Raw genomic sequence first — 23,758 nt, 5'->3', positions numbered from 1 at the left:
GACGATGGGATGCGTATTCTGCAATGAGGAAGGCGGCGATGTGCTGTGGGAGGACGAGCGTATGCGCGTCGTGCTCGCGACCGCCGAGACCGAGTATCCCGGCTTTTGCCGGGTCATCTGGAATACGCATGTCGCCGAGTTCTCGGATCTGGGCGCCGAGGATCGGGAACATCTGATGCGTGCGGTCTACGCGGTCGAGCGGGCGCTGCGCCGTGTGATGCAGCCGTCGAAGGTGAATCTCGCGAGCCTCGGCAATCAGGTGCCGCACGTGCACTGGCATGTGATTCCGCGCTTCACGAACGATGCGCATTTTCCGATGTCGATCTGGTCGCCGCGCCAGCGCACGGTCTCGGAGGCCATGCTCGGGCAGCGCCGCGCGCAGGCCACGCTGCTGCGCGACGCAGTGCGTCAGGAAATCGAGCAGGCGCTTGCCTGAGCCGGAGCGCCACACACGAACGTCTTGCCTTCGTGCCTGTTCGTGCCGGCAACCTTGAGGGAGGAACAGAAATAATCATGAGTGGATTGAAATCCGATACACCGGTGCCGACCGGCATCGTGGTGCATGCGCTGTCGCGCGTGCTCGAACTCCAGTACGGAAACGGCGAGAGCTATCGCGTTCCGTTCGAGTTGATTCGCGTCTACACGCCCTCGGCCGAAGCGCGCGGCCACGGGCCCGGGCAGGAAACGCTGCAGACGGGCAAGCGCGAAGTGGCCATTACGGCGCTCGAAGCAGTAGGCAACTACGCGCTGCAGCCCACTTTCTCCGACGGCCACAATACCGGCATCTACTCCTGGGACCAGCTTTACGAACTGGCGACGTGCCAGGACGAACTCTGGGCCGAGTACTTCGCCAAACTGAAAGCCGCGGGCGTCGATCGCGACGCGCCCATGGCGCGCGAGCCCCAGGGCGGCGCCGCGCACGGCCACTGCCACTGACGCTTCCTGTTACGATCCTGCCCGCCGCGGCGCCCACGCGCCGCACTTCATCAAATAAGACCCGGACACGACCTGGTCAGACCCGCGAAAGGACGAGCGCGATGAGCAAAACCCACTTCGGCTACGAAACAGTCGACGAACAGGACAAGGCGAAGAAGGTGGCCGGCGTGTTCCATTCGGTCGCCTCGAACTACGACCTGATGAACGACCTGATGTCGGGCGGGCTGCATCGCGCCTGGAAGGCGTTCACGATCGCCCAGGCCAACGTGCGCCCGGGCGCACGGGTGCTCGACATCGCGGGCGGCACCGGCGACCTCTCCATGGCGTTCGCAAAAAAGGCCGGCCCGACGGGTGAGGTCTGGCACACCGACATCAACGAGTCGATGCTGCGCGTGGGCCGCGACCGGCTCATCGACCGGGGCGTGATCACACCCGCGCTGCTCTGCGACGCCGAGAAAATTCCCTTTCCGGACAACCACTTCGACGTGGTGACGGTGGCCTTCGGCCTGCGCAACATGACGCACAAGGACGCCGCGCTAGCCGAAATGCGCCGCGTGCTCAAGCCGGGCGGACGCCTGCTCGTGCTCGAATTCTCCAAAGTCTGGGAGCCGCTCAAGAAAGCGTACGACGTGTACTCGTTCAAGGTGCTGCCGTGGCTGGGTTCGCGTTTTGCGCAGGACGCCGATAGCTACCGCTATCTTGCCGAGTCGATCCGCATGCATCCCGATCAGGAAACATTAAAGACGATGATGGAACAAGCCGGCCTCGACGCCGTCAAATATTACAATTTGTCAGCTGGCGTGGTAGCCTTACACGTCGGCACAAAATATTAGTGTTCCCAAATCACTGTCTTTAAAGGAAATTCCGCTATGTCTGAGTCCCGAAACATTGCTTCCAAAAAGCTTTCAGTATCGTGGGCCAGACGGATTGGAGTTCTGGCCCTCGTCGGCGTGATGGTGGCCGGCAGCCTCGCGTCTTTCGATGCCGAGGCGCGCCGCCTGGGCGGCAGCCGCAGCATCGGCAAGCAGTCGTCGGTGGCTTCGCAGCGCAGCACCACGCCGCCGCCGGCCCAGCCGAGTCCCACGAATCCCGCACAGCAGGCCGGCGCCCAGCGCGCCCCCGCTACGCCGGCACCCACGCCGGCGCCGGCGCGCAACCGCTGGCTCGGGCCGATCGCGGGCCTTGCGGCTGGCCTTGGCATCGCGGCGCTGCTGTCGCACTTCGGGCTCGGCGAGGCGTTCGCCGGCATGATGGCGAACATGATCGTGGTCGCGCTGATCGCATTCGTCGCCATCTGGCTGATCCGCAAGTTCATGGGGCGCCGCCGTGGCGCGCAGCCCGCGTATCAGACGGGTGGCGCGAGCTTGCCGCCTTCGGGCGGGTTGAGCCAGATGGGCGGTTACCAGCCGCCGGAGCCGCGCTACACGGCGCCGCCCACGGGCCAATATCTCGCACCTGAAGCCAATCCGCTCAGCACCCCGCAGATCGAGACGCCGCCGCCGGTTCCGGCGGGCTTCGACACCGAGGCGTTCGTGCGCAACGCGAAGGTCTATTTCGTACGCCTGCAGGCCGCGTGGGACGTGGGCAACGTCGAGGACATCCGCGAGTTCACCACGCCCGAGATGTTCGCCGAGATCCGTGTGGATCTGGCGGGCCGCGGCACGCAGCCCAATCAGACCGACGTCGTTCAGCTCAACGCCGACCTGCTCGCGGTGGAAGAGCGCGGTAACGAATATCTGGCGAGCGTGCGCTTCTCCGGTCTGATCCGCGAAGAGGCGGGCGCTGCTGCGGCGCCGTTCGTAGAAATCTGGAATCTCTCGAAGTCGCGCACTTCCGGCGAGGGGTGGCTGCTGGCCGGTATCCAGCAGGTCGAATCGCATTGATAGACCAATGAGCCGGCATTGATGCAGCGTTGATCCCGCGCAGCCCCGCGGCGCGCGTTAGCCAGGTGGCCAAGGCCCCGGCAAGGCGCGATCGGACGGCGCGAACGCTACAATAGGAACCCGCGCGAGCTTGAGCCCGCGCGGGTTTTTTTATTCAACGCCGATGACTCTCGCCGCCAAGCCCTTCGCCGCCGCCGTCAATCACCTGCTCGCCCGTGAATCGTGGGCCCGCAACCGCCTCGCGCCGTATGCCGGCAAGACGGCGCGCCTGTCTTGCCCGCCTGTCGTGCTTACGCTGCTCGTGGAGCCCGAAGGCTACCTGGCGGCGGTCGAAGAGCACGATGCGCAGTGCGCGGATGTCGCGCTCTCGCTTCCGGTCGGCGCGCTTTCTTCGTACGTGCAGGGGGGGCAGTCCGCCGTCATGAAGCACGTGAAGATCGAAGGCGACGCCGAATTCGCGCAGATTCTCGGCAAGCTGGCGGAACACCTGCGCTGGGAGCCCGAAGAGGACCTCGCGAAGCTGATTGGCGACGCGCCGGCGTCGCGTGTCGCGTCGCTCGCGCGCACGGTGCATGAGCAGGCATTGCGCACGGGGCGCAACGTGCTCGGCTCCGTGACCGAATACCTGCTCGACGAGAATCCGCAGCTCGTGCGGCGCGCCGAGCTCGACGGCTGCAACGCAGAGCTGTCGCGCGCGCGCGATGCATTGGCGCGCGTTGAGAAGCGCATCGAGCGCCTTGAACAAAAATCACAAGCGCGGGGGGCCGCAAACGGTACCCCGGCGGCGCCGTCGGGCACCGCACCGCGCGGCCCGAGCCAGATAACAGGCCACTAAGACATGCGTTTTCTGCGTTTCCTGAAGATCTTCTTTACGGTCATCCGCTTCGGTCTCGACGAGATGATGTTGAGCCGGATCAATGACCGGCGCGTTGCGCTCTTGCTGCGCATCACGACCGTCGGCCGCAAGTTTGATCAGCCGCCCGGCGTGCGCCTGCGCCTCGCGCTCGAAAGCCTGGGGCCGATTTTCGTGAAGTTCGGCCAGGTGCTCTCCACGCGCCGCGACCTGCTGCCGCTCGAGATCGCCAACGAACTCGCGAAGCTGCAGGACCAGGTGCCGCCGTTCGAATCGCAGGTGGCAATCGACATCATCGAAAAATCGCTGGGCGCGCCGGTCGACACGCTGTTCGACGAGTTCGAGCGCGTACCGGTGGCGAGCGCCTCGATCGCTCAGGTGCACTTCGCGAAGGTGAAGTCCGGCCAGCATGCGGGCAAGGCCGTGGCGGTTAAGGTGCTGCGACCGAATATGCGGCCCGTGATCGATTCGGACCTGCTGCTGCTGCGCGACATCGCCGTGTGGGCCGAACGCCTGTGGGCCGACGGCAAGCGCCTGAAGCCGCGCGAGGTGGTGGCCGAATTCGATAAATACCTGCACGACGAACTCGACCTCATGCGCGAAGCCGCCAACGGCAGCCAGTTGCGCCGCAACTTCGTGGGCCTCGATCTGCTGCTCGTGCCGGAGATGTATTGGGAGTTCAGCGCACCCGACGTGCTCGTGATGGAGCGCATGGTGGGCGTGCCGATCAGCCAGGTGGACAAGCTGCGCGCGGCCGGCGTCGACATTCCGAAGCTCGCGCGCGAAGGCGTGGAGATTTTCTTCACGCAGGTGTTCCGCGACGGCTTTTTTCATGCCGATATGCACCCCGGCAACATCCAGGTCAGTCTCGACCCCGCACACTTCGGGCGCTATATCGCGCTCGATTTCGGCATCGTCGGGGCGCTCTCGGACTTCGACAAGAACTACCTCGCGCAGAACTTCCTCGCGTTCTTCAAGCGTGACTATCACCGCGTCGCCACGCTGCACATCGAATCGGGGTGGGTGCCGCCCACCACGCGCGTCGAGGAACTGGAGAGCGCGATCCGCGCCGTCTGCGAACCGTATTTCGATCGCGCGCTCAAGGACATTTCGCTCGGCCAGGTGCTGCTGCGTCTGTTCCAGACTTCGCGGCGTTTCAACGTGGAGATCCAGCCGCAGCTCGTGCTGCTGCAAAAGACCATGCTCAACGTCGAAGGCCTCGGGCGCTCGCTCGATCCGGAACTGGATCTATGGAAGACCGCCAAGCCGTATCTCGAGCGCTGGATGACCGAGCAGATCGGCCTGCGCGGCTGGTATGAGCGCTTCAAGATCGAGGCGCCGCAGTGGAGCAAGACACTGCCGCAGTTGCCGCGCCTCGTGCACCAGGCGTTGCTGCATCGCCAGACTCCCGCGCATCTCGCCAACGACGACACCATTCGCCAGATTCTTGCCGAGCAGCGCCGCACCAATCGTCTGCTGCAAGGCCTCGTGCTGTTCGGCGTGGCAGTGGGGGTGGGCATGGTCGCTGCGCGCGTCTGGCTGACGCTGGCCTATGGTGGATGAGGCATGCCTGCTGCGCCGACGCGCAGCGAAGTTGCATGGGACCGGAGCAAGGCGCTTTGCATGGGACCAGAGTAACGAGCTTTGCATGGGACCGGAGTAAGTGCTGAAGCACTAACTCCGGCCGACCGCTGAAGCGCGAACTCTGGTCGACAGCTAAAGCGCCAACTCCGGATAGACAAGGAGTGACACGATGAGCGAGCCGAACCTTCCCCACCAGCCAGACGGAACGCCCGCCGAGGCGCCTGAGTTCGAGACGCGCGACCCGGGGGCGCGCGAGTTCTGGCAGGAGCGCTTCGAGCGCGGCTTCACGCCGTGGGACCAAGCCGGTGTGCAGCCGGCCTTCGAGACCTTCGCGCAGGCTCATCCCGCCGCTGCCGTGCTGATTCCCGGCTGCGGCAACGCGTGGGAAGCGCGCTGGCTGGCCGAGCGCGGCCGGACGGTGCGAGCGATCGATTTTGCACCGTTGGCGGTGGCGAACGCGCGCGTAGCGCTCGGCGATTTCGCGGATGTGGTCGAGGAAGCGGACTTCTACACGTACGAACCACCGTTCGCGCCGGACTGGATTTTCGAGCGCGCGTTTCTGTGCGCGCTGCCCAAGGCGCACCGGCCGCACTACGCGCAACGCATGGCGGCGTTGCTTGCGCCGGGGGCGCTGCTGGCGGGCTTCTTCTTTCTCGGCGATACCCCGAAAGGGCCGCCGTTCGGCATCGCGCGCGCCGAACTCGACGCGCTGCTGACACCTTATTTCACGCTGGTCGATGACCAGCCTGTGGAGGGGTCGCTGCCCGTGTTCATTGGCCGCGAGCGCTGGCTCACGTGGCAGCGCAACGAGACGCCTGCAGCGCCGCCCCTGTCGTCACGAACGTGAAAACACCATGCGCACTTGATCGCGCGCAAGCTGCCCCCAACTAACACCCAGTCGCTTTCGTCCAACCTGGCCCGGCAAATGCCGGGCCAGGGGAGCGTTTGCGGCTATAATTCAAGGCTTTGCAAGCATTTCTCAGAATTTCACCCGTTTCATCAGGAAAGAGATCATGCCGATCTACGCTTATCGCTGCGAGTCGTGCGGCTTCGACAAGGACGTCCTGCAAAAGATCAGCGATGCGCCCCTGACGCAGTGCCCGAACTGCGGGGCGGACACATTTCGCAAGCAGGTCACCGCAGCTGGCTTCCAGCTGAAGGGCTCGGGCTGGTACGTCACCGATTTCCGCGGCGGCCAGTCCGGCGGCACGAGCGCGGCTGCAACCGGCGCGAAGGCCGCCGAGGGCGCGTCGTCGTCCGAGGGCAGCAAGGCAGGCGAGGGTGCGCGCGCCGCAACGCCTGCGGCCGCGCCCGCGAGTTCGGCGACCGGCACGGCCGGCACCTCCTGAAACCTGCTGCCGGGCTCTCTTGAGCCCGGCGGCGCAAGCGCCGCGCGTCGCGCGGCCCGGATGGCGTGTACATGACGATCAAGAAAGCGACCTTCAAATCGGTATTCCTGACCGGCCTTCTCGTGCTGGTGCCTTTGGCCATCACGCTGTGGGTGCTGAATCTCGTCATCGGCACGATGGACCAGACGCTGCTCCTGCTCCCCGCAGCATGGCGGCCGCCGGTGCACCTGCCCGGTCTGGGCGCGATCCTCACGCTGGCGTTCATCTTCCTGGTGGGCTTGCTCACTCACAACTTCGTCGGCCAGAAGCTGGTGGTGTGGTGGAACGCGCTGGTGCGACGCATCCCGATCGTGGGCCCGCTGTACAGCAGCATCCAGCAGGTTTCCGATACACTGCTTTCCAGCAACGGCAATGCTTTTCGCAAGGCACTCCTGATTGAGTACCCGCGCAAGGGCTCCTGGACCATCGCATTCCTCACCGGCATTCCGGGCGGCGATGTGGTGAACCATCTGCAGGGCGAGCACGTGAGCGTTTATGTGCCGACCACGCCCAATCCCACTTCGGGTTTTTTCCTGATGGTGCCGAAGAGCGAGGTGATCGAGCTCGACATGACGGTCGACGCCGCGCTCAAGTATATTGTCTCGATGGGCGTCGTCGCGCCGGTCGCGAATTCCCGCCGCCCCATCGATCCCCCGCTTTAAATACCGGACGCCGCGCCGCATGCGGCGCTCCCGTTCATTCATGCATAACGAAAGACGAACATCATGTCGATGAGATCTGAATACTGCGGTCTGGTGACCGAACAGCTGCTGGGCCAAACTGTTTCGCTGTGCGGATGGGTGCAGCGCCGCCGCGACCATGGCGGTGTCATTTTCATCGACTTGCGCGATCGCGAGGGCCTCGTCCAGGTGGTGTGCGACCCCGACCGCGCCGAGATGTTCAAGACTGCCGAAGGCGTGCGCAACGAATTCTGCGTCCAGGTGAAGGGTCTCGTGCGCAACCGCCCGGAAGGCACGGTCAACGCGAACCTCACGAGCGGCAAGATCGAAGTCCTGTGTCACGAGCTCGTGGTGCTGAACGCGTCGGTCACGCCGCCGTTCCAGCTCGACGACGACAACCTCTCGGAAACCACGCGCCTCACGCATCGCGTGCTCGACCTGCGCCGTCCGCAGATGCAGCACAACCTGCGCCTGCGCTACCGCGTGACGATGGCCGTGCGCAAGTATCTCGACTCGCTCGGCTTCATCGACATCGAAACGCCGATGCTCACGAAGAGCACGCCCGAAGGCGCACGCGACTACCTCGTGCCGTCGCGTGTGAACGCGGGCCAGTTCTTCGCGCTGCCGCAGTCGCCGCAGCTGTTCAAGCAGCTGCTGATGGTGGCGAACTTCGATCGCTACTACCAGATCGTCAAGTGCTTCCGCGACGAAGACCTGCGCGCCGACCGTCAGCCCGAATTCACGCAGATCGACTGCGAAACGTCGTTCCTCGGCGAGCAGGAAATCCGCGACCTGTTCGAGGACATGGCGCGTCACGTGTTCAAGGAAACGATCGGCGTAGAGCTCGACGCGAAGTTCCCGATCATGCCGTACTCGGAAGCCATGAGCCGCTTCGGTTCGGACAAGCCGGACCTGCGCGTGAAGCTCGAATTCACCGAACTGACCGACGCCATGAAGGACGTCGACTTCAAGGTGTTCAGCACGCCGGCCAACAGCAAGGACGGCCGCGTCGCGGCGCTGCGCGTGCCCAAGGGCGCCGAGCTCTCGCGCGGCGACATCGACGGCTACACGGAATTCGTGCGCATCTATGGCGCGAAGGGCCTCGCGTGGATCAAGGTCAACGAAGCTGCGAAGGGCCGTGACGGCCTGCAAAGCCCGATCGTCAAGAACCTGCACGACGCTGCGATTGCCGCGATCATGGAGCGCACCGGCGCGCAAGACGGCGATATCATCTTCTTTGCGGCCGACCGCGCGAAGGTCGTGAACGACAGCCTGGGCGCGCTGCGCCTGAAGATCGGCCATTCGGAGTTCGGCAAGGCCAACGGCCTCGTCGAGAAGGGCTGGAAGCCGCTGTGGGTCATCGACTTCCCGATGTTCGAATACGACGAGGAAGAAAACCGCTACGTGGCCGCGCACCATCCGTTCACAAGCCCGAAGGACGAGCACCTGGAATACCTCGAAACGGATCCGGGCCGCTGCCTCGCCAAGGCTTACGACATGGTGCTGAACGGCTGGGAAATTGGCGGCGGCTCGGTGCGTATCTATCAGGAAGACGTGCAGAGCAAGGTGTTCCGTGCGCTGAAGATCGGTGCCGAGGAAGCGCGTGCGAAGTTTGGCTTCCTGCTCGACGCCCTCCAGTACGGCGCACCCCCGCACGGCGGCATCGCGTTCGGTCTGGACCGCATCGTCACGATGATGGCCGGCGCTGACTCGATCCGCGACGTGATCGCGTTCCCGAAGACGCAGCGCGCACAATGTCTGCTCACGCAGGCGCCGAGCGAAGTGGATGAGCGTCAGCTTCGCGAACTGCACATCCGTCTGCGTCAGCCCGAGCAGAAGACGGCGCAGTAAGCTACGCCGCGACGTGTGCAGGAGCCGCAGCGCGGCTTCTGTGGCACGTAACGCAACACAAAAAAGGCGCATCGTGCGCCTTTTTTGCTTTTTGCGTTAAATTCATTACTAAAGCGCCGCGCGCTGTTCCACACATTGCTCCGCGTGTCTCTCAAGACGTACCATCGCGCACCATCGCCATGCAGAAGCCGCCGAAGATTCCGCAATCCGTACTCGTCGTCATTCATACCCCGCGGCTCGAAGTCCTGATCATCGAGCGCGCCGATCGAGCGGGCTTCTGGCAGTCGGTGACCGGATCGAAGGACAGCGTCGACGAGCCGTTCGTCGAAACGGCCATGCGCGAGGTGGCTGAGGAAACCGGCATCGTGGTAGGTGCGCCGGGCGTGCCGCAGGACGCGCTGCGTGACTGGCGCCACGAGATCGAGTACGAAATCTATCCGGTCTGGCGGCACCGCTATGCGCCGGGCGTCACGCGCAACACCGAGCACTGGTTCAGCCTCGAGGTGCCCGAGGGCACGCTTGTCACGCTCGCGCCGCGCGAGCATGTCGCGTATCGATGGCTGCCTTACGAAGAGGCGGCCGCGCAGTGCTTTTCGTGGTCGAATCGCGAAGCGATCCTGCAACTGCCCGGGCGTCTCGAGCAGATTCGTGGGGCGCATGTGTGAGCGATACCCGCACCGAACCCGGCACCGAATCCGGCACAGAATCCGGCACAGAATCGCCGCGTGTCGTGCGGCTGCGCGATGTGCTGCTGGGCCGGCGCTATCGTTCGCGCTACCGCTTCACGAGCGGAAACGAGGTGCGTCTGTTCTGCTCGGGCGAGGGACTCTTCGGGGCGATGATCGAGCATATCGATGCCGCCACGCGCGACGTCGTTATCGAAACCTATATCTTCTGCGACGACAAAATCGGCCGTGCGCTTTCCGCGGCGCTCGTGCGCGCGGCGCAGCGCGGCGTGCGCGTGCGCGTGATCACCGACGGCATCGGCACGCCCCATCTCGCGCTCTTCGAGACCTGGCTCGCGGCCGGCATCGAGCATCGCGTCTACAACCCGCATATCTTCGGGCGCTTCGGCTTTTCGCGCACGCATCGCAAGCTTGCCGTGATCGACGACCAGTACGCGTCGTGCGGCGGCATCAACGTGATCGACGACCTCGAGCAGGACGGCAAGACGCTGCCGTGTCCGCGCTGGGATTTCGCCGTCGAACTGCATGGGCACGTGGTGGTCGATGTGCGCCTCGCGTTCGAACAGCAATGGCGGCGCATCCGGCTCGGCCATCGGCCGCCGCTGCCCGCCGGCATGCCTTCGCCCGGCGTTCCCGCAAGCGCGGGGTACCTCGCGCCGCGCCCGACCGGGCATACGATCGCGAATGCGTCTTCGGCCCAGGTCGTCGACGACGCGTTGCGCGCACTCTCGCCCGCCATGCGCTCGGGCCCCGCTGGGCGCCTGTTTGCGCGCTTGCGCGAGCGCCTGCGCGCGAGCGTGCGCGACCCGCGCGCGGCGCAGGTGCCGTGTGTGGCTTTCGTCGCGCGCGACAACGTCGTGAACCGGCGCGCGATCGAGAAGGCCTATCTCGATGCCATCGGCGAGGCGCGCCAAGAAGTGCTGCTCGCCAATCCGTACTTCATGCCGGGCCGCCGGCTGCGCCGCGCGCTTCTCGAAGCCGCTGAGCGCGGCGTCGCCGTCAAGCTATTGATAGGACGAAAAGAGTTTGCCGTGCTCGACTACGGCGTGCCGTTCCTCTACCACCAGCTACTGAGCGCCGGCGTGCAAATCGCCGAATACGAGAAGACCATGCTGCACGGCAAGGTCGCGGTGGTCGATTCGAACTGGGCGACCGTGGGCTCCTCGAATCTCGATGCACTCTCGCTCGTGCTCAACAACGAGGCCAATGCGCTGCTCGTGCGGCATCCGGAGATTGCGCAACTGCGCGACGCCATCCTCGACGCCTTCGAGGAATCTCCGCAGATCGACCGGGCGCGCTACGAGGCGCGGCCCTGGCATATGCGTGCGCTGAACTGGCTGGCGTGGTCGTTCTATCGCGCGGCCATGAAACTGCTCACCGTGGGCGGCTACGACTAGCTGCCTTATTTCCCGGGCATGCCGCCTGCCACACGAATCGACAAGCCTGCAATCCAGAAATGTTCGCTTGTGTATGGCGCGCGATGCCCGAAAATTAGAGTACCGGCTAGAAATCGGTTTCTAATAAAGTTCTTGTTTTCGCGATCGGCTGTCCTCAATAATAGTACGGCCGTTCGATTTCATTTCGGCCTTGATGTGACGGGTTGCCGGGTTCGGACACCTCACATCACGGTCTCATCGTTACGGTAAATAAGCTATGCGAAAAGGCGAACAGACACGAGCCGCCATCCTGGATGCAGCACTCGACCTCGCGAGCCGCGACGGACTGGAAGGTCTGACGATTGGCCTGCTTGCCGAGCGCATGCAGATGAGCAAGAGCGGCGTCTTCGCGCACTTCGGGTCACGCGAGGACCTGCAGGTCGAGGTGGTGCGCGAGTACCACCGCAGATTCGAGGAAGAAGTCTTCTTTCCGAGCCTGCGCGAACCGCGAGGTTTGCCGCGCCTGCGTGCGATGCTCTCGCGATGGATCGAAAAGCGCATCCACGAGGTCACGACCGGCTGCATCTACATCAGCGGTGCGGTCGAGTACGACGACCGGGCGGAGAGCCAGGTGCGCGAGACGCTCGTGGCGAGCGTGACGACGTGGCGAGCAGCACTGATGCGCGCGATTTCGCAGGCGATTGAAGAGGGCCATCTGCGCAAGGACACCGATCCAGCGCTGATGTTGTTCGAACTGTATAGCGTGACACTCGGTCTGCACCATGACGGCCGCTTCCTGCATTTGCCGGATGCGGTTGACCATACGTGGGCCGCGTTTGAAAAACTGATCGTTTCGTACCAGAGCGTAAGCCATTAGCGGCCGCGCGCGCGCGAGCGCAGCGCGGCGGCACATGACGGTACGCGAGAGGCCCGAAACTCCAGGTTCAATTCAGGGAGAAGAGAGATGGGACAGTACACCGCGCCGCTGCGCGATATGCAATTCGTGCTGCACGAACTGCTGAACGTCGAAGGCGAAGTCAAGCAGATGCCGAAGCACGCCGACCTCGACGCCGACACGATCAACCAGGTGCTCGAAGAAGCCGGCAAGTTTTGCTCGGAGGTGCTGTTTCCGCTGAACCAGGTCGGCGACCGCGAGGGCTGCACCTACGCCGGCGACGGTGTCGTGACCACGCCGACGGGTTTCAAGGAAGCGTACGCGCAGTATGTCGAGGCCGGCTGGCCGGCGCTCGGCTGCGATCCCGAATTCGGTGGCCAGGGCTTGCCTGCGTTCGTGAACAATGCGCTCTACGAAATGCTCAATTCGGCGAACCAGGCGTGGACCATGTATCCGGGTCTCTCGCACGGCGCCTACGAGTGCCTGCATGCGCACGGCACGCCCGAACTCCAGAAGACCTATCTGCCGAAGATCGTCTCGGGCGAATGGACCGGCACGATGTGCCTGACCGAGCCGCACTGCGGCACCGACCTCGGCTTGCTGCGCACGAAGGCAGAGCCGAATGCGGACGGCTCGTACGCACTGTCAGGCACGAAGATTTTTATCTCGGCCGGCGAGCACGATATGGCGGCCAACATCATTCACCTCGTGCTCGCGCGTCTGCCGGACGCGCCGCCGGGAACCAAGGGCATTTCGCTGTTTGTCGTGCCGAAGTTCCTGCCGACCGACGCGGGTGAGCCGGGCGAGCGCAACGGCATCAAGTGCGGCTCGATCGAGCACAAGATGGGCATCCACGGCAACGCGACCTGCGTGATGAATCTCGACGGCGCGAAGGGCTGGATGGTCGGCGAGCCGAACAAGGGCTTGAACGCCATGTTCGTGATGATGAATGCTGCGCGCCTGGGCGTGGGCATGCAGGGTCTCGGCCTTACCGAAGTCGCGTACCAGAACTCGCTCGCCTATGCGAAGGAGCGTCTGCAGATGCGCGCGCTGACCGGCCCGAAGGCGCCTGAAAAGGCCGCCGATCCGATCATCGTGCATCCGGACGTGCGCCGGATGCTGCTCACGCAGAAGGCCTGGGCCGAAGGTGCGCGCGCGTTCGCGTACTGGGCCGCATTGCAGATCGACAAGGAACTCTCGCACGGCGACGAAACCGAGCGCAAGGAAGCGGCCGATCTCGTCGCGCTGCTCACGCCGATCATCAAGGCCTTCCTCACCGACAACGCGTTCGAATCCACCAACCTAGGCATGCAGGTCTACGGCGGTCACGGCTTCATTGCCGAGTGGGGCATGGAGCAGTACGTGCGCGACGCGCGCATCAACCAGATTTACGAAGGCACCAACACGATCCAGTCGCTCGACCTGCTCGGCCGCAAGGTGCTCGGCGACATGGGCGCGAAGCTCAAGAAGTTCGGCAAGCTCGTGACGGATTTCGTCGAGGCCGAAGGCATCAAGCCGGAGATGCAGGAGTTCGTGAATCCGCTCGCCGACATCGGCGACAAGATGCAGAAGCTCACGATGGAAATCGGCATGAAGGCGATGCAGGACCCCGACGAAGTGGGGGCCGCCGCCGTGCCGTACCTGCGCACGGCGGGCCACCTCGTGTTCGCGTATTTCTGGGCGCGCATGGCGCGCATCGCGCTCGACAAGGAAAGCTTGGGCGATCCGTTCTACAAGTCGAAGCTGGCCACGGCGCGCTTTTACTTCGCGAAGCTGCTGCCCGAAACGGCGACCTCGATCCGCCAGGCGCGCGCGGGTTCGAAGACGCTGATGGAAGTCGACGAAGCGTTGTTCTAAAAGCCAATGGGTGCGCGCTTGCCAAAGGCGCGCGCCCCATCAACACGATGTCCAGAGGCGGTCCACGCGTGACGCATGCCGCCCCCACACCTCAATCCGCTCGACATTGCATATCCGCTGGAGGAACAACGTGAGCAATCTGAATATTCGCAAGGTGGCCGTGCTCGGCGCCGGCGTGATGGGCGCGCAGATCGCCGCGCACCTGATCAACGCGCGCGTGCCCGTGCTGCTGTTCGATCTGCCCGCGAAGGAAGGCTCGAAGAACGCCATCGCGCTCAAGGCGATCGAAACGCTCAAGAAGCTCTCGCCCGCGCCGTTCGGCGTGAAGGACGACGCGCAATACATCACGCCCGCGAACTACGAAGACGACATTGCCAGGCTCGCGGAATGCGACGTGGTGATCGAGGCGATCGCCGAGCGCATGGACTGGAAGCACGACCTTTACAAGAAGGTCGCGCCGCACCTTGCCCCGAACGCGATCTTCGCGACCAACACCTCGGGCCTGTCGATCACGGAATTGTCGGAAGGCTTCGACGATAACCTCAAGGCGCGCTTTTGCGGCGTGCACTTCTTCAATCCGCCGCGCTACATGCACCTCGTCGAGCTGATCCCGACGACGCATACGAAGCCCGAAATCCTCGACCAGCTCGAATCGTTCATGACGAGCGTGGTGGGCAAGGGCGTGGTGCGCGCGAAGGATACGCCGAATTTCATCGCGAACCGCGTGGGCGTTTTCTCGATCCTCGCGGTGATCGCCGAGGCGAAGAAGTTCGGACTGCGCTTCGACGAAGTCGACGATCTCACGGGCGCACGCCTTGGCCGCGCGAAGTCGGCAACGTTCCGGACTGCTGATGTTGTCGGCCTCGACACCATGCAGCACGTCATCAAGACGATGCAGGACAACCTCAAGGATGATCCGTTCTTCCCCGTGTACGAAACGCCGGCGGTGCTCGCGGGCCTCGTGGCGAAGGGCGCGCTCGGTCAGAAGACCGGCGGCGGCTTCTATCGCAAGGAAGGCCGTGCGATCAAGGTGCTCGACGCCAGCACGGGTGAGTACGTCGACGGCGGCGGCAAGGCCGACGAACTGGTGGGCCGCATCCTCAAGCGTGCGCCCGCGGAACGTCTCAAGCTGCTGCGCGAAACGCAGCATCCGCAGGCGCAGTTCCTGTGGTCGATTTTCCGCGACGTGTTCCATTACATCGGCGTGCATCTCGCGTCGATCGCGGACAACGCGCGCGACGTCGATCTCGCGATCCGCTGGGGTTTCGGCTGGAATGAAGGTCCGTTCGAGGGCTGGCAGGCCGCGGGCTGGAAGCAGGTCGCCGAGTGGGTGAAGGAAGACATCGACGCGGGCAAGGCGCTCTCGAATGCGCCGCTGCCCGCCTGGGTGTTCGAAGGCGCGGTGGCCGAGAACGGCGGCGTGCACGGCGCGCAAGGCTCGTGGTCGCCGGCCGCGCAACGCTTCGAGCCACGCTCGAATCTGCCGGTGTACGAGCGCCAGATATTCCGCGCGGCGCTGTTCGGCGAAACCGGTGCGCGCGATCCGAAGACCTTCGGCAAGACGCTGTTCGAGAACGAGCATCTGCGCGCGTGGGTCGACGACCGCGCCGGCGAGGACGACGTCGTGATCGTCTCGTACAAGAGCAAGATGAACACGATGGGCCCGGGCGTGCTCGACTCGCTCGTGAAGGCCATCGATATCGCTGAAGACGGCTACAAGGGCGTCGTGATCTGGCAGCCGACGTCGCTGAAGCTCGGCGCGCCGGGCGGCCCGTTCTCGGCGGGCGCGAACCTCGAAGAGGCCATGCCCGCGTTCATGATGGGCGGCGCCAAGGGCATCGAGCCGTTCGTGAAGAAGTTCCAGGACACCATGCTGCGCGTGAAGTACGCAAACGTGCCGGTGGTGGCCGCGGTGTCGGGCATCGCGCTCGGCGGCGGCTGCGAAATCATGCTGCACAGCGCGAAGCGCGTCGCGCACATCGAGAGCTATGTCGGCCTCGTGGAAGTGGGCGTGGGTCTCGTGCCGGCGGGCGGCGGCCTCAAGGAAGCGGCGCTGCGTGCTGCCGAAGCCGCACAAGCCGTTGGCGCGGCGCCCAGCGACTTGCTCAAGTTCCTGCAGAAGTCGTTCGAAAACGCGGCGATGGCCAAGGTCTCGGGCTCCGCGCTCGAAGCGCGCGCGATGGGTTACCTGAAGCCTTCGGACACCATCGTCTTCAACGTGTTCGAACTGCTCGACACGGCGAAGAAGGAAGCTCGCGCACTGAGTGCGGCCGGCTGGCGTCCGCCACTGCGCGCGACGCAGATTCCGGTCGCGGGTCGCTCGGCGATCTCGACCATCAAGGCGTCGCTCGTGAACATGCGCGATGGCCGTTTCATCAGCGATCACGATTACCTGATCGCGGGCCGCATCGCGGAAGCGGTGTGCGGCGGCGACGTCGAGGCGGGCAGCCTCGTCGACGAAGCCTGGCTGCTCACGCTCGAGCGCCGTGCTTTCATCGACCTGCTCGGCACGCAGAAGACGCAGGAGCGCATCATGGGCATGCTGCAAACCGGCAAGCCGGTGCGCAACTAAAGCGGCACGACGTACGCATATAACGGACTGGAGTAAGAGATGAGCAAACAGTTGCAGGACGCCTACATCGTCGCCGCGAGCCGCACGCCCATCGGCAAGGCGCCGCGCGGCGCGTTCAGGAACACCCGCCCCGACGAGCTGCTGGTGCACGCGATCAAGTCGGCGGTGGCGCAAGTTCCCGGACTCGACACCAAGGTGATCGAGGACGCCATCATCGGCTGCGCGATTCCCGAGGCGGAGCAGGGCCTGAACGTGGCGCGCATTGGCGCGCTGCTCGCGGGGCTGCCGCAGAGCGTGGGCGGCGTGACCGTCAACCGCTTCTGCGCGTCGGGCCTCACGGCGCTTGCGATGGCCGCGGACCGCATCCGCGTGGGCGAAGCCGAAGCGATGATCGCGGGCGGCTGCGAGTCGATGAGCATGGTGCCGATGATGGGCAACAAGCCGTCGCTCTCGCCGCATATCTTCGATCGCAATGAAGACATCGGCATTGCTTACGGCATGGGCCTGACCGCCGAGAAGGTCGCGGAGCGCTGGAAGGTGAGCCGCGAGGCGCAGGACGCGTTCTCCGTGGAGTCGCATCGCCGCGCGCTGGCCGCGCAACAGGCGGGCGAGTTCAAGGACGAGATCGCGCCGTACACGGTGCTCGAGCGCTTCCCGGATCTCGCCACGGGCGAAGTGAGGGTGAAGGAGCGCCTGATCGAACTCGACGAAGGCCCGCGCACGGAGACCTCGCTCGAAGGTCTCGCGAAGCTGCGCCCGGTGTTCGCGAACAAGGGCTCGGTGACGGCGGGCAACAGCTCGCAGACTTCGGATGGCGCGGGCGCGCTGATCGTCGTCTCCGAGAAGGTGCTCAAGCAGTTCAATCTCACGCCGCTCGCGCGCTTCGTGAGTTTTGCGGTGCGTGGCGTGCCGCCCGAGATCATGGGCATCGGCCCGAAGGAAGCGATTCCCGCGGCGCTGAAGGCAGCGGGGCTCAAGCAGGACGATCTCGACTGGATCGAGCTCAACGAGGCGTTCGCTGCGCAGTCGCTGGCGGTGATTCAGGACCTCGGCCTCGATCCGTCGAAGATCAACCCGCTTGGCGGCGCGATCGCGCTGGGCCATCCGCTCGGCGCGACGGGCGCGATCCGCGCTTCGACCGTCGTGCACGGGCTGCGCCGCCGCAACTACAAGTTCGGCATGGTGACGATGTGCGTCGGCACCGGCATGGGTGCGGCGGGCATCATCGAGCGGCTGTAAGCGCTTCACGCCATTGGCAGGTGGGCGTTTATCGACACGGTCCGCGGGCTTCACGGCCCGCGGGCCGTTTTTCGTATCGGGCTCGCAACGACGTCGAGCCCGGCATGAGACTGGAGACAACTAGATGAGCAACGAAATCCTGATCGCGCGCGAGAGCGGCGTGCTGACGATCACCATCAACCGGCCCGAGCGCAAGAACGCGCTCACGCCCGCGATGTACCAGGCGATGGCCGATGAGCTGGCTTCGGCGCAGGACGACGCCGCCGTGCGCGCCGTGCTGGTGCGCGGTCACGCTGAAATTTTCACGGCGGGCAACGATATCGAGGACTTCCTGAAGTCGCCGCCCACCGGCGCCGATTCGCCCGTGGCGAACTTCCTGAAAGCCATCGCGGCTTTCGAGAAGCCGATCGTGGCGGCCGTGACCGGGGCGGCCATCGGCGTGGGCACGACGCTGCTGCTGCATTGCGACCTGGTCTATGCCGCCGATACCGCGCGCTTCGCCATGCCGTTCGCGCAACTCGGGCTGTGTCCCGAGGCGGCTTCGTCGCTCTTGCTGCCGCGCGTGGCCGGCTATCAAGGCGCCGCGGAAAAGCTGCTGCTGGGCGAAACCTTCGACGCGGCGGAGGCGCACCGCATGGGCTTCGTGAATCGCGTGTTGCCCGCCGCCGAGCTTGACGCATTCGTGGCGGCGCAACTGGCCAAGCTCGTTGCGCAGCCCGCTTCGTCGCTGCGCGCGACCAAGGCGCTCATGAAGCGCGCGAGCGCGCCCGAGATCGAGGCGCGGATGGACGAGGAGGGCGCGCAGTTCCGCAAGATGCTGACCGCGCCCGAAGCGCGCGAGGCGTTCACGGCCTTTCTGCAAAAGCGCAAGCCGGATTTCCGGCAGTTCGACTGAGCGAGCGCGGCTGGCTCACTCGGCGTCCCGCACGGCATTCGACGCCGTGTCGTAATCGACATAGCCGGACTCGCGGCAGAAGCTCACGAGCTGCAGTCCGGCGCGCTTCGCGATGGCGATGGCGAGCGTCGAGGGCGCCGAGATGGTCGCCACCATCGGAATGCCTACGCGCGCGGCCTTGCGCACCAGCTCGTAGCTCGCGCGGCTCGAGAGGAACACGAAGCCCTGCTGCGTATCGGCGCGCTCGATCACCAACTGGCCGATGAGCTTGTCGAGCGCGTTGTGGCGGCCCACGTCTTCGAAAGCGCGCAGGATCGCACCGCTCGCGTCACACCACGCGGCCGCGTGCAGCCCGCCCGTGAGTTTCGTGAGCGCCTGATGTTGCGGCAGCTCGCGGGCGGCGCGCGCGATGGCGTCCGGCGCGAGGCGCGCGAGAAAGCCCGTGTCGGGCACGATTTCGGGCTCGAGGTCGAGCAAATCGATGCTCTCGATGCCGCACACGCCGCAGCCGCTGCGCCCGGCGAGGGCCCGGCGCTTCTCCTTCAACTCTACGAATGCCTGCTGAACGACCGTGAGATGGACCTCGGCGTGCGGCAGCTCTTCCGAATCCGGCTTGGCGTACCAGAACACTTCGATGTCCTGGATATCGGCGTTGCGCGCGACGATGCCTTCCGAGATGGCAAAGCCCACCGCGAACGCTTCGAGATCGCGCGGCGTGCACATCATGACCGCGTGCGAGATGCCGTTGAAGACGAGCGCGACGGGCCATTCCTGGCCCACGTGATCGGCGCGCGTTTCTACCGTGCCGCCGCGATGGCGGTGCACGCGCAGTTCGGTGGCGCCGGGCTGGCCTTCGGTTGCCAGCGGGTTTGGCGCGGCGTTGGAGGCGGGGTTGGGGGCGGCGCCCGGCGCAGCGGGCAAATGAGGGTTCGGGCGGAAATTCAAGCAGGGTGCTCCATCAATGCCTGGTGCGTCGTCGTGCAGTCTGGCGGGCCGCATGGGCATGCGCTTGACGCGGAAGGTTCTAAAATACCTCAAGCGGGCGCCTTTCGCTGCTGTCCGGCTTTTCGCCCAGCATTTAGCCCAGCCTTTGCCCGGACGGGCCCGCATCGCGAGGAATAACGCCATGGCATTGACCGAAGCTCCGTTGCTGTTCCATTACGAGGTCGAATCGTCGGAAGATCTCACCTTCATCCCGATGTGCGTGCGCTTCAATCTGGACCGCTTCGGGCTGCGCATCTCGCTCGCGCAGTGGCAACTGCTGCCTTACGAAGACCGCCGCCTGCTCGCGCGTTTTCCTGTCGACGAAGACACCGAGATCGAGCCCAATTTCGATCACGCGCTCTTCGAGATGTTGCGCACGCATGCCAATGTCGAGCCGGAATGGTTCGCTCCCGAGGAAGCGCCTGCCTGGCGGGACACCCAGACCGTGCCGGGCGGCATCGCGAATCAGGCGGCGCTCGCGAACCTGCGTGCGCCGGCTGTCGAGGACTGGGCCCAGCTCGCGCCCTTCCAGCGCTACGTGCTGACCAAGCTCGCGCGCAAGCCCGAGGCGAATCACGACTTCGTGCCGGCGATGCGGGAGTTCGGGCTGGCCGGGCCGACCGGTTCGGCTCAGGCGTCGCCGTGAGCCGCCGCATGAGCCGCGCGTCTGGCCCTCGCGCATTTTCCTAAAGGTCTTGCCGTTTTTTGCCGTTATACGGTATGGCGCATTCGCGCTGGCGCGTGTGCGCGCCGGCCTGTTGCGCGCAGATCGTAAGCAGTCTTTCCGTGCCCGCCGCACGGGGGCGAACGGCGTTCGGCATTCATGAATCTTCATTACTCGAAGCGGCACCTCATCAACCTGCTGGTCGTTGCCGCAGCAGTGGGCGCGAACGCGTTCGTGGCGTGGGCGCAGATCGGCGCGCAGCGCCAAATCGACGAGCGGGCGGTGCAGGCCGCGCGCGTACGGCAGGATCTGGACCATTTTCGCATTGCGCTGGGCGGCGGGCTTGCCGCGCTTGGCCGCATCGAGGCTGGCGGCGCGACCGAGTCGTCCGGCGAGCGCGAGGGCCGCGCCGCCGAGCTTCGCAATATGGCGCAGGCATTGCGTGCCGAACTGGCTGGAGACCCCGCGCAGGCGCAGCGTTTTGACGCCGTAGCGGGGCAAGCCACGCGGCTCGCGCGCGAGATCGACGAAACGCTTTCACGCGCCCAGGCGCGGCTTGCCGATGCCCGCGTGCAAGGCAGCGCGGAGCAAGTCATGACACTCCCTGTTGCGCGAGCTGATGCCACGAAAACCACCGATGCCGCGCTGGCGAACGTCGCGCCCTGGATCGCCAGCGAATACATTCGGCTCGATGCGCGTGCCGACCGCGTCGATGCCACGCTCTCGGCCTTGCAGGGCGAACAGGATCGCGCGCTCGCCGGTGCGTTCGCCGAGTCGTCGAGCATGGGCCGCCGCGCGTCGATCCTGCTGATCGTGACGATGCTCTCGGGCGCCGCGCTGCTGCTCCATACCTTTGGCGCCCGCGAGAACGCCGAGCGCGAAAAGCGGCGCGCGCTTGCCGGCACGCGGGCACGCAACGAGCGCGTCCATGGCCTGTTCGACGCCCACCCGGTGCCGATGTACGTATTCGACCGCGAAACGCTGCGCTTTCTCGCGGTCAACGCGGCGGCGATCCAGCAGTACGGCTACAGCGAGGAGGAGTTCCTCGCGATGACGATCCGCGACATCCGCCCGGCCGACGACGTGGCGCGGCTCGAACAGCATCTCGCGCGCCTGGACACGCTCACGCAGAACGTGCGCACGATGGCGGGCATCTGGCGTCATGTGCGCCGCGACGGCTCGCTGATCAGCGCCGACATCTCGCACCATTCGCTGGTCTTCCAGGGCAGGGCGGCGATGTTCGTGCTCGCCGACGACGTGACCGAGCAGATCAAGGCCGAGGTCGAGGCGCAGCGCTCCAACCAGATGCTCGAGACGGTGATCGACAACATCCCGCAGCGGATCTTCTGGAAGGACGTGCGATCGCGCTATCTGGGCTGCAACATGGCCTTCGCGCGCGATGCGGGTCTGGCCTATCCCGAGCAGATCGTCGGCAAGACCGACAAGGATCTGCCATGGCACGCCTACGTAAGCACCTTGCATGCACAGGACCGCGAAGTGATCGAGTCGGGCCTGCCGCGCGTCAATTTCGAGGAAGAGCTGACGATCGGCGACGTGCACCGCACCATACTTGCGAGCAAGCTGCCGCTGCTCGACGGCGCCGGCCGCGTGATAGGCGTGCTCGGCAGCTACTCGGACACCACCGAGAGCAAGCGCGCCGACCTCGCGCTGCGCCTGCAAAGCCGCGCGCTCGACGCCTGTGTGAACGCCATTCTGATCACCGCGCCGGGGCCGGACGGCAGCAACCTGATCGAATATGCGAATCCGGCGTTCCGCCGCATCACCGGCTACGATCCCGCCGAGGTGATCGGTCAGGACTGCCGCTTCCTGCAGCGCGACGACCGCGACCAGGAAGGACTCATCGCCATGCGCCAGGCGTTGATCTCGAACCGCGAAGTCAACACCGTGCTGCGCAACTACCGCAAGGACGGCGCGCTCTTCTGGAACCAGTTGCTGATCGCGCCGGTGCCCGATTTCGACGGCCGCATCACGCATCACATCGGCATCATCAACGAGGTGACCGAGCTGATCCGCTACCAGGAACAGCTCGAATACCAGGCCAATTACGACAGCCTCACGCAACTGCCCAACCGCAACCTGCTGCGCGACCGCCTGCAGCAGGCGCTCGTTTCGGCGCAGCGCCACCAGCGCGGCGTGGCCGTGGTGTTCATCGACCTGGACGGCTTCAAGAACGTCAACGACAGCCTCGGCCACAGCGTGGGCGACCGCTTGCTGGGCGTGGTGGCCGAGCGGCTCACGCGCTGCACGCGCACGAGCGATACCGTCGCGCGCCACGGCGGCGACGAGTTCGTGATCGTGCTGACCGAGACCATCGACGAAAAAGTGCTGATCAGCTGGATGGAGCGCGCGCGCTCGATGATTTCAGAGCCCGTCTGGATCGACGGCACCGAGCTCTATGTCGGTTGCAGCATGGGCGCGAGCGTGTACCCGCAAGACGGCAACGACGCCGAGGCGCTGCTCAAGAAGGCCGACGTTGCGATGTACCGCGCCAAGGAACTGGGCCGCAACACGTTCCAGTTCTATCAGCCGGAGATGAATGCGAGCGCGGGCGCGCGCATGGACCTCGAGCGGCGCTTGCGCCGTGCGCTGCGCGACGGCGAGTTCTTGCTGCATTACCAGCCGCAGGTGGAGATCGAGGGCGGGCGCATCGTGGGCATGGAGGCGCTGGTGCGCTGGCGCGATCCCGAGGCGGGGCTCGTGTCGCCCGCGCAATTCATTCCCGTGGCCGAGGAAAGCGGCCTGATTGGCCCGCTATCCGACTGGGTGCTGCGCGAGGCCTGCCGGCAGAACCGCGCGTGGCAGGACGCGGGGCTGCCGCCCGTGCGCGTTTCGGTGAACTTCTCGGCGAAGACATTCCACCAGCGCGATATCACCGAACTGGTGAAGGGCGTGCTTCAGGAGACGGGGCTCGACCCGTGCTGGCTCGAAGTCGAGCTCACCGAGAGCACGCTGATGCGCAATACGGAAGAAGCCGTGTCGATGCTCAATGCGCTGCACGAGGCGGGCGTGGGCATTGCCATCGACGATTTCGGCACGGGCTATTCGAGCTTGAGCTATCTGAAGCGACTGCCGGTGGACCGGCTCAAGATCGACCGCTCGTTCGTGGCGGACATCGGCAACAGCAGCGACGACGAGACCATCACGGCCGCCATCATCGCGCTTGCGCACGAGTTGCGGCTCCAGGTGATCGCGGAAGGCGTGGAGACGTCGCAACAGTTCGCGTTCCTGCGCGAGCGCGCGTGCGACGAACTGCAGGGGTATTTCTTCGCGCCGCCGATGCCGGGGGAAGAAGCTGCGGCGCTGTTGGGCGCGAGCGTGGCGTACGAGGAGGGCGCGGGCCTCGCGTGGCCCGCTTGAGGCTCTGAGGCTCGCGCTCGCTCACGGCGCGCAGGCC

20 protein-coding genes are annotated in these 23,758 nt (G+C 65.3%); 19 read left to right on the top strand and 1 reads right to left on the bottom strand.

Going from position 1 to position 23,758, the window contains the following annotated elements:
- Positions 1-4 precede the first annotated feature (4 nt).
- The 17 genes from P5W99_RS12745 to P5W99_RS12665 all read left to right on the top strand — a co-directional run bounded on the left by P5W99_RS12745 (position 5) and on the right by P5W99_RS12665 (position 18,695).
- The gene (locus tag P5W99_RS12745; protein ID WP_421024769.1) at positions 5-436 is read left to right on the top strand and encodes an HIT family protein; all 432 of its coding nucleotides are present in this window, start codon (positions 5-7) and stop codon (positions 434-436) included.
- A gap of 77 nt (positions 437-513) precedes the next feature.
- Positions 514-936, top strand: a complete 423-nt coding sequence (locus P5W99_RS12740; RefSeq protein WP_421024768.1) for a gamma-butyrobetaine hydroxylase-like domain-containing protein — start codon at positions 514-516, stop codon at positions 934-936.
- A 101-nt stretch (positions 937-1,037) separates the two neighbouring features.
- Positions 1,038-1,769, top strand: coding sequence for a bifunctional demethylmenaquinone methyltransferase/2-methoxy-6-polyprenyl-1,4-benzoquinol methylase UbiE (ubiE, locus tag P5W99_RS12735; protein WP_421024767.1), 732 nt, complete (start codon positions 1,038-1,040; stop codon positions 1,767-1,769).
- A 36-nt stretch (positions 1,770-1,805) separates the two neighbouring features.
- Positions 1,806-2,819, top strand: a complete 1,014-nt coding sequence (locus P5W99_RS12730; RefSeq protein WP_434661001.1) for a Tim44 domain-containing protein — start codon at positions 1,806-1,808, stop codon at positions 2,817-2,819.
- 163 nt (positions 2,820-2,982) lie between these two features.
- On the top strand, positions 2,983-3,654 hold the full coding sequence (locus P5W99_RS12725) for a ubiquinone biosynthesis accessory factor UbiJ (protein WP_434660999.1): 672 nt from the start codon (positions 2,983-2,985) through the stop codon (positions 3,652-3,654).
- A gap of 3 nt (positions 3,655-3,657) precedes the next feature.
- Complete coding sequence (ubiB, locus tag P5W99_RS12720) at positions 3,658-5,235, top strand: ubiquinone biosynthesis regulatory protein kinase UbiB (RefSeq protein WP_421024764.1); 1,578 nt, start codon at positions 3,658-3,660, stop codon at positions 5,233-5,235.
- Positions 5,236-5,425: 190 nt separating this feature from the next.
- A complete protein-coding gene (locus tag P5W99_RS12715; protein WP_421024763.1) occupies positions 5,426-6,103 on the top strand; it encodes a methyltransferase domain-containing protein in 678 nt (225 codons plus the stop codon).
- 166 nt (positions 6,104-6,269) lie between these two features.
- Positions 6,270-6,605 (top strand): FmdB family zinc ribbon protein, encoded by a 336-nt coding sequence (locus P5W99_RS12710; RefSeq protein WP_434660997.1) that lies wholly within the window; start codon positions 6,270-6,272, stop codon positions 6,603-6,605.
- Between the two features lie 71 nt (positions 6,606-6,676).
- On the top strand, positions 6,677-7,306 hold the full coding sequence (locus tag P5W99_RS12705) for a DUF502 domain-containing protein (RefSeq protein ID WP_213299491.1): 630 nt from the start codon (positions 6,677-6,679) through the stop codon (positions 7,304-7,306).
- A 63-nt stretch (positions 7,307-7,369) separates the two neighbouring features.
- Positions 7,370-9,175: an aspartate--tRNA ligase gene (gene aspS, locus P5W99_RS12700; protein WP_421024761.1), complete on the top strand. Its 1,806-nt coding sequence runs from the start codon at positions 7,370-7,372 to the stop codon at positions 9,173-9,175.
- 179 nt (positions 9,176-9,354) lie between these two features.
- Positions 9,355-9,840, top strand: coding sequence for a dihydroneopterin triphosphate diphosphatase (nudB, locus tag P5W99_RS12695; protein ID WP_434660995.1), 486 nt, complete (start codon positions 9,355-9,357; stop codon positions 9,838-9,840).
- 65 nt (positions 9,841-9,905) lie between these two features.
- The gene (locus P5W99_RS12690; protein WP_434662592.1) at positions 9,906-11,258 is read left to right on the top strand and encodes a phospholipase D-like domain-containing protein; all 1,353 of its coding nucleotides are present in this window, start codon (positions 9,906-9,908) and stop codon (positions 11,256-11,258) included.
- Positions 11,259-11,514: 256 nt separating this feature from the next.
- Positions 11,515-12,114 (top strand): TetR/AcrR family transcriptional regulator, encoded by a 600-nt coding sequence (locus P5W99_RS12685; RefSeq protein WP_421024759.1) that lies wholly within the window; start codon positions 11,515-11,517, stop codon positions 12,112-12,114.
- An 87-nt stretch (positions 12,115-12,201) separates the two neighbouring features.
- A complete protein-coding gene (locus P5W99_RS12680; RefSeq protein WP_434660993.1) occupies positions 12,202-13,989 on the top strand; it encodes an acyl-CoA dehydrogenase C-terminal domain-containing protein in 1,788 nt (595 codons plus the stop codon).
- 130 nt (positions 13,990-14,119) lie between these two features.
- The gene (locus P5W99_RS12675; protein WP_434660992.1) at positions 14,120-16,561 is read left to right on the top strand and encodes a 3-hydroxyacyl-CoA dehydrogenase/enoyl-CoA hydratase family protein; all 2,442 of its coding nucleotides are present in this window, start codon (positions 14,120-14,122) and stop codon (positions 16,559-16,561) included.
- Between the two features lie 39 nt (positions 16,562-16,600).
- A complete protein-coding gene (locus tag P5W99_RS12670) occupies positions 16,601-17,800 on the top strand; it encodes an acetyl-CoA C-acyltransferase (RefSeq protein ID WP_421024756.1) in 1,200 nt (399 codons plus the stop codon).
- A gap of 124 nt (positions 17,801-17,924) precedes the next feature.
- Complete coding sequence (locus tag P5W99_RS12665) at positions 17,925-18,695, top strand: enoyl-CoA hydratase (RefSeq protein ID WP_421024755.1); 771 nt, start codon at positions 17,925-17,927, stop codon at positions 18,693-18,695.
- Between the two features lie 15 nt (positions 18,696-18,710).
- Here P5W99_RS12665 and fdhD read toward each other — a convergent pair whose 3' ends face one another.
- Complete coding sequence (gene fdhD, locus P5W99_RS12660) at positions 18,711-19,559, bottom strand: formate dehydrogenase accessory sulfurtransferase FdhD (RefSeq protein ID WP_421025271.1); 849 nt, start codon at positions 19,557-19,559, stop codon at positions 18,711-18,713.
- Positions 19,560-19,821: 262 nt separating this feature from the next.
- On the opposite strand from fdhD, the gene P5W99_RS12655 reads away from it, so the two are divergent.
- Together P5W99_RS12655 and P5W99_RS12650 are read left to right on the top strand one after the other, a co-directional pair.
- Positions 19,822-20,325, top strand: coding sequence for a nitrate reductase associated protein (locus tag P5W99_RS12655; protein WP_421043076.1), 504 nt, complete (start codon positions 19,822-19,824; stop codon positions 20,323-20,325).
- 177 nt (positions 20,326-20,502) lie between these two features.
- A complete protein-coding gene (locus P5W99_RS12650; protein WP_421024753.1) occupies positions 20,503-23,721 on the top strand; it encodes a sensor domain-containing protein in 3,219 nt (1,072 codons plus the stop codon).
- The last annotated feature ends 37 nt before the right edge of the window (positions 23,722-23,758 follow it).

This window comes from Paraburkholderia sp. A3BS-1L, assembly GCF_051125215.1.
Lineage (GTDB): Bacteria > Pseudomonadota > Gammaproteobacteria > Burkholderiales > Burkholderiaceae > Paraburkholderia.
This window is presented reverse-complemented; position numbering and strand designations above follow the sequence as displayed.